Origin of the sequence: Allokutzneria multivorans (assembly GCF_039537405.1) — a bacterium.
Taxonomy (GTDB): domain Bacteria; phylum Actinomycetota; class Actinomycetes; order Mycobacteriales; family Pseudonocardiaceae; genus Allokutzneria; species Allokutzneria multivorans.
The window spans coordinates 282,552-296,385 of the sequence record NZ_BAABAL010000012.1 but is presented as its reverse complement, the minus strand read 5'-3'; the positions used below and the strand labels follow the sequence as shown (position 1 = coordinate 296,385).

The window sequence follows — 13,834 nt, the reverse complement described above, 5'->3', positions numbered from 1 at the left end:
CGTTCAGCCCTTGGCCCGCTGGACGACGATGTCGCCGTTGCGGGTGCGGGCGTGGACCATGACCTTCTCCGTCGCCGAAGCCGGATTTCCGTGCTGCGAAACGAAGTCGTGCGTCGCGCCGCGCTCGCTGGAGACGTCGATCGAGGCCGCGCTGTCCTCGGCGACACCGACTTCGATGGTGCCGGAGCTGTTCACCAGCTTTGTCCGGCCGCGCGTCACCATCCCGATCCGGATGCGCCCGTTGGCCGTTTCGGCCGCGACACCGGCGTCCGCGCGGTCGATGTCGAAGCCGCCGCTGGCGCTGCGGAGGTCGAGGTCGGCCCGTGCGTGGCCGATCCAGGTCTGACCACCCGAACCGGAGAGCACGACCGGGCCCCCGGCCTCGCCGATCCGCATGTCGAACACCGCGCCGTCGACGTCGGTTCTTCCGGCGACGCTGCCGATCGTGACTTCGCCGCCGGTCAGGTTGGCGCGCACCGCTTCGACGTCGTCCAAGTGGACCCGGCCCGAGGCGATGTGCAGCTCGCACGCGCCGAACGAGCCCTCGCCGCGCACCGTCGAGTGCGCCAGGTAGGTGGCCAGCGCGGAGCCCGTCGGCAGGTCGATCGTGATGGCCACCGATCCGCTCTTGGAGCCGGAAACCGTTGTCTTGACTGACAGTGCGCCGTCGGCGAACGCGACCTTGGTCCGGTCGGCGACCTTGACGTCCGAGCGGTTGGCGGCGTCGATCGGCTCGACCCGCACCACGGTGTCGGTCCGGTCGCTGGCGATGACCCGGACCTGCGCTCCGGCGACCTCCACGGTGGCGGAGACGGGGGCGGGGGTGGTGAACGTGCTCATGGGAACTGCCCTTCGAGGAGGTGGAGGGTTTGCTGTCGTTGACGACCGCTGGGGCGGGGGTTCGTGGGTCTTGAAGACTGGCGAACCTGGGGAGGTGGGGTCAGGCGCGCTTGGTGAAGGTGGACCGGGCCCACAGGTAGCCGACGACGGCGATCCCGGCGCACCAGGCGAGCGCGGTGATCAGCACGCCGGTCTGTACCGAACCGGCCAGAAGTCCGCGCAGGGTCTCGATGATCGGCGTGAACGGCTGGTACTCGGCGAACTCGCGCAGCCCGGGGCCCATCTTCTCGGCGGGCACGATGGCGCTGCTGAAGAACGGCAGCATGATCAGCGGCACCGCGGCCATGCCCGCCGTCTCCGGGGTCTTCGCCGCCAGGCCGAGCGCGATGGTGAACCACCCCGCCGCGAGGGCGAGCAGCACGACCACGCCGACGATGCCGAGCCACTCCAGCCAGCCCGCCGCCGGGCTGAACCCGAGCAGGAAGGCCACTCCGACGAGCGCGGCGATGGCGATCAGGTTGGTCAGCAGGCTGGCCACCACGTGACCGGTCAGCACCGCGCCGCGCGAGACGTCCATGACCTTGAAGCGGTTGATGATGCCCTTGGTCATGTCGGAGTTGACCGACGTCGCCGTCGCGCCGAGCCCGTAGCAGACGGCCAGCAGCATCAGGCCCGGCGTCGCGTAGTCGATGTAGTCCACGCCGACGTTGAAGGCGTCGCCCATCATGTAGACGAACATCAACATCACGATGATCGGCATCAGCACGGCGTTGAACACCGAGATCGGGTTCCTGGTGATGTGCTTGAGGTTTCGGCGCAACATCACGGCTGCGTGGGACTTGGTGGAGCTCATTTCGCGGCCTCCGTGGTGTGGCCCGTCAGGGCGAGGAAAACGTCATCGAGGTCGGGGGTGTGCACGGAGAAGCCCTCGGCGCTGACCGAGTTCCTGTCCAGTTCGTCCAGCACGGCGCGCAGCGAGGTCGTCCCGCCGTCGCTGGGAATCCGCAGGCTCAGCGCGTCGTCGTCACGCGTGGCACCGGAGAACAGCCGTGCGGCCGTGTCCAGTTCGGCGCCGGTGGTGAAGCGCAGCCGCACGTGCGTGCCGGGGACCATGCGCTTCAGCTCGTCGGGCGTGCCCTGGGCGACCAGGCGGCCCTGGTCGAGCACGGCGATCCGGTCGGCGAGCTGGTCGGCCTCCTCCAGGTACTGCGTGGTGAGGAAGATCGTCGCGCCGTCGGCGACCAGCTCGCGCACGATCGTCCACATCGTGCGGCGGCTGCGCGGGTCCAGCCCGGTCGTCGGCTCGTCCAGGAAGATGATGCGCGGGTTGCCGACCAGCGTCATCGCCAGGTCGAGCTTGCGGCGCATGCCCCCGGAGTAGGTCGCCGCGGGCTTGCCCGCCGACTCCACCAGGTCGAAGCGCTCCAGCAGCTCCGGGACCACGCGGTCGCTCGCGCCCTTGAGGTCCACCATGAGCTGGAGGTTCTCCTGGCCCGTCAGCAGGTCGTCCACCGCCGCGAACTGGCCGGTGACACCGATGATCGAGCGCACCGACCGCGCTTCGGCCGCGAGGTCGAAGCCGCCGACGCGAGCCGTGCCGCCGTCGGCCTTCATCAACGTGGTCAGCACGTTGACCGTCGTCGTCTTGCCCGCCCCGTTCGGGCCGAGCAGGGAGAAGACGCTGCCCGCACGGACATCGAGATCGATGCCGTCGAGCACCACCTTGTCCCCGTAAGCCTTGCGCAGTCCTGAAACCGCGATCGCTGAACTCGTCATGGCTCCACAGTGGCGACCGTCCCTGACACGGCCCTGACATGGTTTCGGCGGCTCGTGTCAGCGCCGTGTCAGCGCGCTCGGCGACCGTGGAGCCCGACACCCACCACGGAGGGAATGCCCGATGAGCGAGATCCCGCACGGCCTGCCCATGGAGCGCGACGCCGGCCCGTTCGACCCGCCCAGCCGGATCACCGCGCTGCGCGAGACCCGACCCGTCAGCCCCATGGTCTTCCCCGACGGGCACCAGGGCTGGCTCGTCACCGGCTACGAGGCCGTCCGCCGGCTCATGGCGGACACGCGCTTCAGCTCCCGCCAGGACCTCGGCGTGATCCACCTGCCGTACGAGACCCCCGGCATGCCCGTGATCACCGAGCCGTCACCGCAGCCCCCGGGCATGTTCGTGGCCATGGACCCGCCGGACCACACCCGCCTGCGGCGCAAGCTCACCGGCGCGTTCACCGTCAAGCGGATGAAGCAGCTCGAAGAGCACATCACCGACATCGTCGAGCGCCAGCTGGACGAGATGGCGCGCCTGACCCCGCCCGTGGACCTGGTGAAGGAGTTCGCGCTGCCAGTCCCCTCGCTGGTGATCTGCGAGATGCTCGGCGTTCCCTACGCGGACCGCGACGCCTTCCACGCCAACTGCGCGAGCTTCATGAAGAGGGACGTCACCTTCGAGGAGAAGATGGCCTCCTACGGCGCGCTGGCGACCTACCTGACCGAACTGGTCACCAGCAAGCGCGCGGCCCCCGACGAGGACATCCTCTCCGATCTCGCCCGCGATGAGGATCTTGGCATCGACGAGCTGACCGGCATCGCGTTCCTGCTCCTGCTCGCCGGGCACGAGACGACCGCGAACATGTTGGCGCTGGGCACTTTCGCGCTCCTGGAGCACCCTTCGCAGGCCGCCGCGCTGCGCGCTGACGCGTCGTTGGCGCCCGGAGCCGTCGAGGAGCTGCTGCGCTACCTGTCGGTGGCCGACATCTTCTACCGCTACGCCGCCGAAGACCTCGAACTCGGCGGCGAGACCATCCCCGAGGGCTCCACCGTCGTCATCTCGCTGCTGGCCGCCAACCGCGACCCCGAGCGCTTCGACGACCCCGACACCCTGGACATCCGCCGCAACGCCCGTGGCCTGCTCGCCTTCGGGCACGGCATCCACCAGTGCCTCGGTCAGCAGCTCGCCCGCATCGAGATGCGCGCGGGCTTCGAGGCCCTGTTCCGCCGTTTCCCGACCCTGCGCCTAGCCATCCCCGCGCACGAGGTGAAGCTCAAGTCCGACATGAACATCTACGGCGTCCACGAACTCCCCGTCGCCTGGACGCCCTGACCCAGCGCGCTCTGGATGCCACGGCGAGGAACTCTAGGTTGGCTGAGATCACGTTGAAACTCGTTGACAGCACATTTGCGCGTACATAATTTCGAGTGCGAAGTGTCAGTGGGGGATCAACTCAGAATTCGGTGGCAATCTCATGCGTGTGTTGTATCGCGTTGTCTCGGCCGTCGCGGTCGCGGTCGTGGCTGCGGCGGTCTGGTCGTCCCAGGCATCCGCGACCGACGGGATTCCCGGTTTCTACAAAAAGGGCGGCAACGCCTGGTACAACCACGTCTCCAAGGAGAACACCAGGGTCCACGTCACGTACAGGCTGACCAACGGCTTGGAGCGCACGGTGTGCCTGTCCACGGGTGCTCACATCCTGGGCCCGGCGAATGAGATCACCAGCGCCTGGTACGCGGGGAAGCTCTGCTGAACTCCGGTGGGCACAGGGTGAGCACGGCGGGCACCTGGTCGGGGGCGCCGAGGCGGAGCAGGCCGAGTCCGATCCCGGCGAGCCCGTTCATCAGCCCCGGCGTCTCCACTCCGCCGGGCACGCCGCAGGCCCAGCCGTTCGCCGCGAGGTCGTCGAGCACGCCGCCCGCGATCCGATAAGTGCGCTCCAGCACAGCATCATCGGCGAGAACGCGGGCGGAGCGCAGCAGCAGTTCGAGGTTGCCGAGCGAGCCGTGGCACAGCGAATGGTTGAGGTCGAGCCCGTTCGCGGTCGTGGTGGCCACGGCGATGTCCAACTCGGCGCGAACCTCAGGCAGCACGTCGAGCGCGTGAGCCCGGGCGAGGCCGACACCGGGCGCGCCGTGGCACCACGCGGTTATGAACGACACGTCGGCTACGGCGCGCAGATCTGGCCAATTGGCTTCACTGGGCGAAAAAACGGACTGCTCGTAGTCGAAGGCCTGTGAAGCGGCGTGCAGGTAGCGGTCGTCACGGGTGACGCGAAACAGCCGGAGCAGGGCGTGGGCGACACCGGACGCGCCGTGCGAGAAGCCCGCGAGCGGCGCTGGATCTTGTTCGTCACGCCAGGAAAACCCTGCCGCACAAGGTGAAGCCAGCTGATCTCCCACCCGGATCGCGGCGGAGAGCACGCTCGGGCGCACCGAGTGCAGTCCGAGCAGCACGCACAGGAATCCGGCGAGGCCGTTGATGATGTCGAAGCCGGTCGCCTGCTCGGAGAGCTCCAACGCCAGCGCCTCGGCCTCGTCGAGCAGGTCATCGCGCTGCCAGAGCGCTCCGAGGTGGGTCAGCAGGTAGACGGTTCCCGCCTGGCCGTCGAACGCGCCCGCGCCTGGAGGGGCGGACGTGCGAACGGCGTCGAGCACAGCTTCGGCGGTCGCGGTGTGCCGCCGTTCTCCGGTGACGTGGCCGAGATAAGCGAAGAACAGCGCGAGCCCGGCCAGCCCGTCGTACAGCTCACCGGTCAGTTCGCGCAGCGACCACCCGCGCTCCCCGACCAACGACAGCCCCAGCCAGGTGGCCTCGTCGAGCCTCACGTCAGCGAGGTGATCACCGATCCGCGACGCCGCCGCGACGAGTTCGGCGCGACTCGCCGGATGAGCACGTTCCTGGAGTGCGCGCTCCGGCCACTCCGCCCTCCCCTCACCGAGGGCGAGCGCGGCGAAGGAGGCCCGGATGATCCACGTCTGCCGTCGAATCTGACTGGCGTCCAGCGACCGCACCCGCTCGCGCGCCATGTCGAGCACGGCGGCGCCCAGCAAACCGGGGTGCCGGTGGCCGTCCGCGCACCACAGATCGCGCGAGCCCGGCCGCGTCACGAAAACGGGGATGTCACCGCGTTCGAGGTCACGGCGCTCGCAGTGGAAAACGGCGTTCAGCGCGTGGTTCTCGGCGGCGGAGGTCCACAGGTTGTCCAGGAACCGGTCCCTGGCAAGGCCGTCGCGCAGCAGGTCGGGGTGGGTGGTCTCGATCAGCATGGAGCCGTAGGTCTGCGTGGCCCGCAGAACGCAGCGCACCTCGTCGCCGCCGAACCGCGCGAGGGGGCCGTCCTCGGTGAGCAGCTCGGCCCTGTGAACTGTGATCACAGCGCACATGTCCGTGAAGCCGTCCACGACCTGCTCGATGTGGTCGGAGGAATCAGCCGTCGCGTCGCCGAGCCGCGCCACGTTGTCGCCGGCCGGAATCTCCACGCTCTGGTACACCACTCGCATCCGGTCGGTGCCCACGTCCTCGACCGTGGCCACATCGCTCGAACTGCGCCCGCCCGCACCGGAGGAGAGTCCGGAGAAGTCGCCGACCTCGTCGTCCCGCCGTTGCGGCAGCAGGCCGGTGGACAGGACGGAGGCTCGCGCGTCACGCGGCTCGGCGACGCCGGACAGGACCTCGCCGGTGGGGTGGAACAACGCCTCCAGGTCGACGAGCACGGGGTGCTCTCCGTCGGCGATGATGTTCTCGTAGTGGAAGTCGGTGGCGCACAAGCAGTGCAGGAGCGCCAGAAAAGCGCCCTGCCGGTGGAAGAAGCGCTCGACTTCGGCCTGTGACTCGCACGCCCGCGCCGACACGAACTCCACCCAGCCGTGGGTCTCCCTGTCCAGCACGGTGAGAACGCGGAACGGATGCGCCACGCCCCTGGAGTTGCACCACGCCAGGAGTTGCTGGAAGTGCACATCGGTAGCGAGCGAACGTGGCTTGTACACAAGTCGCTGTCCGCCCTCGAAGCGAAGCATCGCGACCGACCGGCCGCGCCGGTGCACATCCCCAGCACCCGAGTCCACGACGGTCAGCGGCCCGGGGTCGATCCCAGCGAAGAACGTCGTGACGAGGTCAGAGCGGTCGGCGGCGAACCGGGACAGGAACTCGATCGCGGCATCGGCCCAGTGCCGTGCGGTGGTCGCGGCATCCCTTGCCAGAACGGGGTATTCGCGCAGCAGCGCCATCGAGGCACTCCGGTCGCGAAGCCCCTCGGTGAACGCGCGGAACCCGTCTTCCGAAGGCAGCCTGCCTTCGAGCCCGGCAATGTGCAGCTCCAGGATCACCGTGCGGGTCAGCCTGGCCAGGAGCTGGCTTCCCAGGTGACGCAACAGCGAGTGCTCCACGGCATCCGGATCGAGCACGTCGCGGAGTTCGTCGAGCCGTGGCCGCACGCGTGCGGCGGCAGCCTCGATGACCGGCTCGACCGCGTACAGCATCAGCGAGGCATCGTCGTGCACGAGTCGTTCGAGCAGCTGTCCGCCGCCGGGGTGGGAGTAGGCGTCGACGAGTTCGGCCGTCCACGACGGACGGTCAGAAAGCCGATCCCGCAATGCTTCTGGTGATTCGGCGAGCAATGCACGAATGTCCACTTCGGACATATCGTCCTCAGCGAGTCGTTCGGCGAAGCGTTTCGGGTCGCCGTCGAACACCGGCTGCGCCGACCACCTGCCGACCCTGCCGTCCAGAACCTGGTCCTCAGCAGGAATGTCAGCGGGAGCGGGCAGTCGCTCGCGCAGCGTGCACGCTCGGTACCAGGTCGGATCGCTGATCATGACCGCTCCCTTCCCAGACGAACTTCCCAGACGAAGCGGTGCCGGTGGGCCGAGACCCACCGGCACCGGTCTACGGCGTTGTCAGCAGAAGCCGCCGATGATGCCGGGCTTGCGCCGCGTGGTCACCGTGCAGCACCAGAGGCTGTCATCGGTGCGCATGCCCGCGAAGCTGTCGGCGCCGCGCAGCGCCGAGGTGGGAACGCGTACATCACCCGCGGGGTTCATCAACCCCAGGGCGACCTCGCCGAGGCTCGCCCGGTAGTCCTCGTCCCTCAACGCGCGGACCGTGTCGACCTGTCCCATGTCCTGCCTCCTTTGTGTCCACAATGGAGTTACCGTCCCGGTGTCCGGAACGTTTGGGGGCGTCACCGTGGCAGCACCACGGCGAGCGGGCGCACTCCGGCCTCGCTCAGCCGTTTCGGCAGCCTGGACGCCCAAGGGGGCTGATGACGTTCGAAGCCGTCGCGGTTCTCGATCACGAACGTCGTGCGCCCAGCGGCACCACGTTCGGCCCACCGCGCGTTGAACGCCGCCAGCACGGTTCGAGTCGCGGCCACGCCCGTCGAGGGCACGGTGACCCGGAAGCCGCTCCGCGTCTCGGGGAGCTGGCGCGCTGCACGTTCGGCAGGAGCCGTGTCACCGCGAGCACGCGGGCCGACCGAACTCCGCACCACGGCGTTGCGCAGCAACCTGGCCATGCCGTCGGTGAACGCGCGGAAGTTCGGCTCTCCGCTGAACAGCGTCACCCTGCCAGCGCCGAACGGCTCATCGGTGAGCACCGCCGTGCCGCCCAGCTCACTGGCACCGACCTCATGCCCGGAAACGAACCAGTCCGGCGAGCCGTGCGGCGGGTACGACGCCACGGCGAACGCGGGATTTGCCGCCCGCAGCACAAGATTGCTGTCGTTGAGGTGCCAAGTGGTCGAAGGCAGACCACTGCCCAGCGGATGGTCGGTGTCCACGAGCACGCGGATCAACGCGCCGGGAACTTCGCCGGTAGGGGAGGACAGCGTGGTCGACGTGATGCCGAGCAACGCGGCGAGCTGAGCGGTGCCGCCCCAGCCGACGTAGCGTCCGCCCGCGTTCACCCACTCCCGCAGCGCAGCGCGACCGGCTTCGCCCAGCAGCTCGTAGGACACCTGAGCGGGCGCGTCGGGAACGGTCAGCACCTCGATCCCGCGCAGGCTCTCCTTGGTGACGCCCTGACCGGGAACCGTGCGGAAGGGCAACCGCCACATGCGTTCGAGCCGGTGGTTCAGCCAGCCCACCGAACCGAGCACGGGGTAGTCCGGCGGCAGGAAGCGCAGCACCCCGAGCGCTGGCGCCTTCGCAGGCGGGGCCTGAGGCTCCGGCAGCGCCGGGCAGGGGACTGCGACGGGCCTCAGCTCCGCACCGGAGAACGCGGCTTCCACGCCAGCCAGCAGCGGAAGGCTCCACGCGGAGACATCAGAGAAAACCGTTGGTGTGGCGTGGTTCTGCTCGCCCAGCATGGTCTGCACCCAGTGCTTGGCGGGCTGTGCCAACGGAATCCAGTAACTGCCCACCGGAACCGTCTCGGCTCGCGCGGGCCTGCCGTAGTGGCGCAGATCGGGCACCCGCAACGGCGCGGCGAGCTTGTGGACCTCCACCCCGCGTTGCTGCAACCGCCACACCAGCTCGGTCGTGGTGTCCCCGGCGAAGAGGAAGTAGTGCCGCACCAACGGAAGCCCCGCGCCTTGCAGATGCCCGCGCTTACCCTGCTCGAAGGCGGTGCGATGCGCGGAGTTCCACGCGCGCAACAGTTCCACGGGTTGCTCGGCCACTGTCGCCAGCGAAACCCAAGAGGCGAGGTAGTGCTCGCCGACGCGGTCAGGAACGGGACTGTCGAGCCCCTTCTCCAGCGTGATGCCCGCCGCGAGCCCGGCGATGCTGTTGGCCGCGTCCGCCGTGCCGGGGTAGAGCAGATCGAACTCGCGCCCGGAGAACAGGTCGATGCCCTGCCTGTCGAACTCCTCGGCGACGGTCGGGCCGAGCTTCGACTCACGCGCGAACGCGGGGACCTCGTGGTGGATCGGAGCGGCGTAGGGCGGCGCGAAGTAGCTGTCGCCCTCCATCTCGTGCAGGTCCAGCGCGGCGACCGGCGGAAGCTTCGCCATCGCGGCGGTCACGGCACGCGTTTCTGGCTGTGTGAGGGCGAACCAGTCGCGGTTGAGGTCGAATCCGTAGCTGTTCCAACGGTCGCCGGTCGCGTAGCCTTCCGGGTTCTGCACCGGCACGATGACCACCACGGTGGTGCTGACGATTGCACGAGCCGCGCAGTCGTCGCGATCGGCCAGGTCACGCAGAACCCGCAGGACCGCGTTGGTACCACCGGGTTCGCTGCCGTGAACCCCGGCGGTCAGCCACACCACGGCGGGCGTGTCCTTGACCAGCCGGTCGACCACCGCCAGCGGAGTGCGGGGATCGCGCAGGAGCCGCAACCGCTCGCCGATCGTCGCGATCCCCTGTGGCGTGACCCTCTCCGGAGCGCCGACCACCGCGTACCGCAACGGTTTCCCGCTCGGCGACTTCCCGAGCGTCGAGGCCCGCACGCGCGAGCTGGCCGCCGCGACCGCGTCGAGGTAGCGATCGGCTTCCGCGAGGGTGAAGGGACGATCGCCGAAGTCGACGCCGAGCACGGCGGACGGCGTCGGCACCTCGCCGCGATAGCGGGGCGTCGTGGTGACCGGGTGGCAGGGGCTGTCCGGTCGCGCGGCTCGCGCGTTCGTCGTGCCCAAGGAGAACGTCAGCAGTCCAGCGCCCGCGAGCACGGCCCGCCGCCGAAACGTCTTTCCTTGTCTGCCTTCCAGCACTCAGCCCCCTCGTTGATCTGCACGACGGTACATACCCGGCGGCGATTCGCCCGCTCAGTTCGGTCAATTCGAAGCAGGTCGATGAATGAGGATCGTTCACGTCAGCGTCGGGTGAATGCCGCAACGGATGTCGAACGGTACGGGTAACATCGCGCGAATGCTGTCGCCGACCGAGCAGAACGACCTACTCGCCGAGATCGCCCGTCTGCTCACAACCGTTATGCCCCAGAGCTTCGAGCTGGCGGAGCTGAACGGCTTCGTGCTCGCGGGCACCTCCGGCTACCAGCTGCTGGTCGACAAGGGCGATCCGGAGAAGATGCGCCGCGTCCAGGTTCCTTACGGGCTCGACGAGGTGATGCGCGAACTCCGGCGCGGAATGTACGACCCCGAGCGAGGTTCCTGGTACAGCCTCATTTTCGAGCTCTCCGGCGACGGCAAGTACACCGTGCGCTACAACCACGACCGGCGGCCCAGCAAGTCGATCCTCGACGACGAGTTCTCGCGCGACCTCGCCAACTTCCCGCGCGCCGAGGAGCACCTCCCGGAGTGGCTGAAGGAGCTCATGTCCAAGGCCTCCAACGTCTTCGGCCTGGTGCTCGACACACCCGAGCTGCCCAACCCGCATCGCGTCGCCGAGGCCTTCCGCGACGCCGGGTGGACGACCGAGATGAACGAGGACACCGAGTACGCGCTCACCACCGACTGGGCGCGCCTGAGCACGAAGAACACCTATCCGTTCGTCCGGTTCGCCGGTCGGGCAGAGCTGTCCCGGATCGCGGAGCTGCGGGCCGTGCTCGCCACGCTGCCGTGGCGTGCGGAGTTCGAGACCTACGACGACCGAGGGCTGCTCATCGAGGAGTTCAAGCCCGCCTGAGCACGTGGCAGCTTCTCTGTGGCGTGGCGCAGTGTGACCCGGGGGACCGCGTGCTCGCGCAGGAAACCGACGAGCCGGTCCTGGTCGATCTTGCCGACCTCGCGCAGCGCGGTGCCGACCGACTTGTGGATCAGGTCCTCGTCGTCCTCCAGCAGCAGTTCGGCGATGCTGAGCGCGTCGTCGATCTCGCCCTGCCGGATGAGCCAGAACGTCGCCGTGATCGCGGTCCTGCGCTCCCAGGTGCCCGACGATCGAGCCAGCCGGTAGAGCGGGTCGCGCGGCTTGCCGACCTCGGACAGCGACATGTCGGCGAACTCGGCGTCGAACTGGAACGCGCGGAGCGCTCCGAGGAAGGACTCCGCCGTCAGGTTCACGGCCGCCAGGCCGGATCGCGGCCGATGAAGGCCATCAGCCTGTCCTGCGCGGGAGCGTCGTCGGCGACCGCCACGGCCGCGCCGAACTGGCCGCTGTCGCGCAGCATCTGCTCGATCGGCGCCATCCCGGCCAGCGCGGCGGCGCAGCGCTGCTCACCCAGCTCCGGCTCGCGGCCCAGCGCCTTGGCCAGGTCCCAGGAGTGCATCCAGACGTCGGAGGTGTAGAACTGGTCGATCGCCGCGTCCACCGGCAGCTCGCCGAGGTGCGGGTTGCTCAGAATCCGGCCCGCCGGGTCGTCGACGATCGCCTGGATGTCGGTGACGTGCCGCCGCCACGCCTCGGCAGGGTCGGCGTCCACGTCCAGCGCCGGGAGGTCGATCCCCGCGCCCTTGAGGAAGCCGCGCGACCACTCGACGAGGTGCTTCACCACGTCGACGGCCGCCCACTCCGCGACCGGGCTGGGGCGCCGCCAGTCCTCGGCGGAGGCGGACTCGACCAGGTCGGTGAACCGGGCCGCGTCCTGCGCGTGCTGCTGGGCGGGGCTGCTCATCTGGGGCTCCCTTGTCGTCAACCGCTGGGTTGAACAGCAAGGTAGGCGGGGGTGTGGCCGTTGTCAACCCAGTGGTTGCGGAAGATTTTTCGCCCGCGATGTCGTTCTGGGCCTCCGCCGTTCGACGTAGGGGTGACAGGGTCGAACGAGCTGTGGGAGTGGACGATGAGGGCAGGACGACGTGAGTGGTGGGGGCTGGCAGTGCTGGCGCTGCCGACGCTGCTGCTGTCGCTGGACATGAGCGTGCTGCACCTGGCGGTCCCGCACCTGGCCGCCGACCTGCGGCCGAGCAGCACCGAACTGCTGTGGATCATCGACGTCTACGGCTTCATGATCGCCGGTTTCCTGGTCACCATGGGCACGCTGGGGGACCGGGTGGGGCGGCGGAAGCTGTTGATGATCGGCGGCGCCGCCTTCGGCCTGGCCTCGATCGTCGCGGCGTGCGCGACCAGCCCGGAGATGCTGATCGCCGCGCGGGCCGTGCTCGGCATCGCCGGTGCGACGCTGATGCCGTCCACGCTGGCGTTGATCAGCAACATGTTCCAGGACGCCAAGCAGCGCGGAACCGCGATCGCGGTGTGGATGAGCTGCTTCATGGGCGGCATGGTGATCGGCCCGGTGCTCGGCGGCGTGCTGCTGGAGCACTTCCAGTGGGGCTCGGTGTTCCTGATGGCCGTCCCGGTGATGGTGCTGCTGCTGGCCACCGCGCCGAAGCTGCTGCCGGAGTACCGCGACGCCGCCGCCGGGCGGCTCGACCTGGCCAGCGTCGTGCTGTCGCTCGGCGCGATCCTGCCGTTCGTCTACGCGCTCAAGGAGATCGCCAAGGACGGCGTCTCGGTGGTGACCCTGGTCGTGCTCGCCGTGGGCGTCGCGGTCGGCGTGGTGTTCGTCCGCCGTCAGCGCGCTCTGGCCGACCCGATGCTGGACCTGGGGCTGTTCCGGGTGCGGGCGTTCAGCGCCGCGGCGAGCATCATGCTGGTCGGCGCGCTCACGATGGGCGGAGTTTTCCTTCTGGTGAGCCAATATCTGCAAATGGTCGCCGGGCTCTCCGCCGCGGAGGCCGGGCTCCGGCTGGTGCCCCAGGCCGGTGCGGTCGTGGTCGGTTCGATGATCGCGCCACGGCTGGCGCGGCGGTGGCGGCCGGAGTTCGTGCTGGGCTTCGGAATGCTGATCGCGGCGGGCGGGATCGTGCTCTTCACCCAGGCCGATGGCCCGGGCGGCGTGGCGTTCGTCGTGGTGGGCATGTCGATCGCGGGCTTCGGCATGGGGCCGCAGGGCGTGCTGTGCACCGAGATGGTCGTGAACTCCGTTCCGCCGCAGCGGGCCGGTGCGGCTTCGGCGATGTCGGAGACCAGCGCCGAGTTCGGGATCGCCATGGGGATCGCGGTGTTCGGCAGCATCGGCACGGCCGTCTACCGCGACCGGATCTCCGTTCCCGCCGGTGTTCCCGCTGACGCCGCCGCGCTGGCCACCGACAGCATGGCCGGAGCGCTCCAGGCTTCGAACGCCCTTCCCGCGACGCTTGCCGACGAAGTCCTTACCACCGCAAGGGATTCCTTCACCTCGGGACTGCACACCGTCGCCTGGATCGGCGCCGCGCTCGTCGTGGTCTTCGCCGTCGCGGGCATGATCGCGCTGCGCGGGTCCCGCCCGGAGACCGCCGCCGAGCCGACCCCCGTGCTGCAGAACAGCTGATCAAGCCAGGGATTCAGGCAGCGGTGAAACCGTCGTCGGGCCCTCTCGGCCCGATGGTCGGCGGGGGTAACGTCCCCG

The 13,834-nt window shown here is 69.2% G+C and carries 12 protein-coding genes; 4 read left to right on the top strand and 8 right to left on the bottom strand.

Features of this window, described 5'->3' with window-relative positions; genetic code table 11:
* Positions 1-3: 3 nt before the first annotated feature.
* The 3 genes from ABD798_RS18160 to ABD798_RS18150 form a co-directional block, all read right to left on the bottom strand.
* Positions 4-840, bottom strand: coding sequence for a DUF4097 family beta strand repeat-containing protein (locus ABD798_RS18160; protein WP_344876267.1), 837 nt, complete (start codon positions 838-840; stop codon positions 4-6).
* A 100-nt stretch (positions 841-940) separates the two neighbouring features.
* Entirely contained in the window at positions 941-1,693 is a 753-nt protein-coding gene (locus tag ABD798_RS18155; protein ID WP_344876265.1) for an ABC transporter permease, read from the bottom strand.
* Complete coding sequence (locus tag ABD798_RS18150) at positions 1,690-2,616, bottom strand: ATP-binding cassette domain-containing protein (RefSeq protein WP_344876263.1); 927 nt, start codon at positions 2,614-2,616, stop codon at positions 1,690-1,692. The genes ABD798_RS18155 and ABD798_RS18150 overlap by 4 nt, the downstream gene beginning before the upstream one ends.
* A gap of 121 nt (positions 2,617-2,737) precedes the next feature.
* On the opposite strand from ABD798_RS18150, the gene ABD798_RS18145 reads away from it, so the two are divergent.
* Both ABD798_RS18145 and ABD798_RS18140 read left to right on the top strand, forming a co-directional pair.
* A complete protein-coding gene (locus ABD798_RS18145; protein WP_344876261.1) occupies positions 2,738-3,946 on the top strand; it encodes a cytochrome P450 in 1,209 nt (402 codons plus the stop codon).
* A gap of 142 nt (positions 3,947-4,088) precedes the next feature.
* Positions 4,089-4,367, top strand: a complete 279-nt coding sequence (locus ABD798_RS18140; protein ID WP_344876259.1) for a DUF6355 family natural product biosynthesis protein — start codon at positions 4,089-4,091, stop codon at positions 4,365-4,367.
* Here the strand turns inward: ABD798_RS18140 and ABD798_RS18135 are convergent.
* The 3 genes from ABD798_RS18135 to ABD798_RS18125 form a co-directional block, all read right to left on the bottom strand.
* On the bottom strand, positions 4,333-7,431 hold the full coding sequence (locus ABD798_RS18135) for a type 2 lanthipeptide synthetase LanM family protein (protein ID WP_344876257.1): 3,099 nt from the start codon (positions 7,429-7,431) through the stop codon (positions 4,333-4,335). The genes ABD798_RS18140 and ABD798_RS18135 overlap by 35 nt on opposite strands.
* An 81-nt stretch (positions 7,432-7,512) precedes the next feature.
* On the bottom strand, positions 7,513-7,734 hold the full coding sequence (locus ABD798_RS18130; protein WP_344876255.1) for a hypothetical protein: 222 nt from the start codon (positions 7,732-7,734) through the stop codon (positions 7,513-7,515).
* A 62-nt stretch (positions 7,735-7,796) separates the two neighbouring features.
* On the bottom strand, positions 7,797-10,262 hold the full coding sequence (locus tag ABD798_RS18125) for a M14 family zinc carboxypeptidase (RefSeq protein WP_344876253.1): 2,466 nt from the start codon (positions 10,260-10,262) through the stop codon (positions 7,797-7,799).
* 157 nt (positions 10,263-10,419) lie between these two features.
* On the opposite strand from ABD798_RS18125, the gene ABD798_RS18120 reads away from it, so the two are divergent.
* Entirely contained in the window at positions 10,420-11,136 is a 717-nt protein-coding gene (locus tag ABD798_RS18120) for a hypothetical protein (RefSeq protein ID WP_344876251.1), read from the top strand.
* On the opposite strand, the gene ABD798_RS18115 is transcribed toward ABD798_RS18120, so the two are convergent.
* Both ABD798_RS18115 and ABD798_RS18110 read right to left on the bottom strand, forming a co-directional pair.
* A complete protein-coding gene (locus tag ABD798_RS18115) occupies positions 11,091-11,510 on the bottom strand; it encodes a DNA alkylation repair protein (protein WP_344876249.1) in 420 nt (139 codons plus the stop codon). The genes ABD798_RS18120 and ABD798_RS18115 overlap by 46 nt on opposite strands.
* Positions 11,507-12,061 carry a TIGR03086 family metal-binding protein gene (locus ABD798_RS18110; RefSeq protein ID WP_344876247.1) on the bottom strand — a complete coding sequence of 185 codons (555 nt, stop codon included), beginning with the start codon at positions 12,059-12,061 and terminating at the stop codon, positions 11,507-11,509. Before ABD798_RS18110 ends, ABD798_RS18115 begins: the two co-directional genes overlap by 4 nt.
* Positions 12,062-12,226: 165 nt before the next feature.
* Here ABD798_RS18110 and ABD798_RS18105 point away from each other — a divergent pair, with 165 nt between their 5' ends.
* Positions 12,227-13,756, top strand: coding sequence for an MFS transporter (locus tag ABD798_RS18105; RefSeq protein ID WP_344876245.1), 1,530 nt, complete (start codon positions 12,227-12,229; stop codon positions 13,754-13,756).
* Positions 13,757-13,834: the final 78 nt, after the last annotated feature.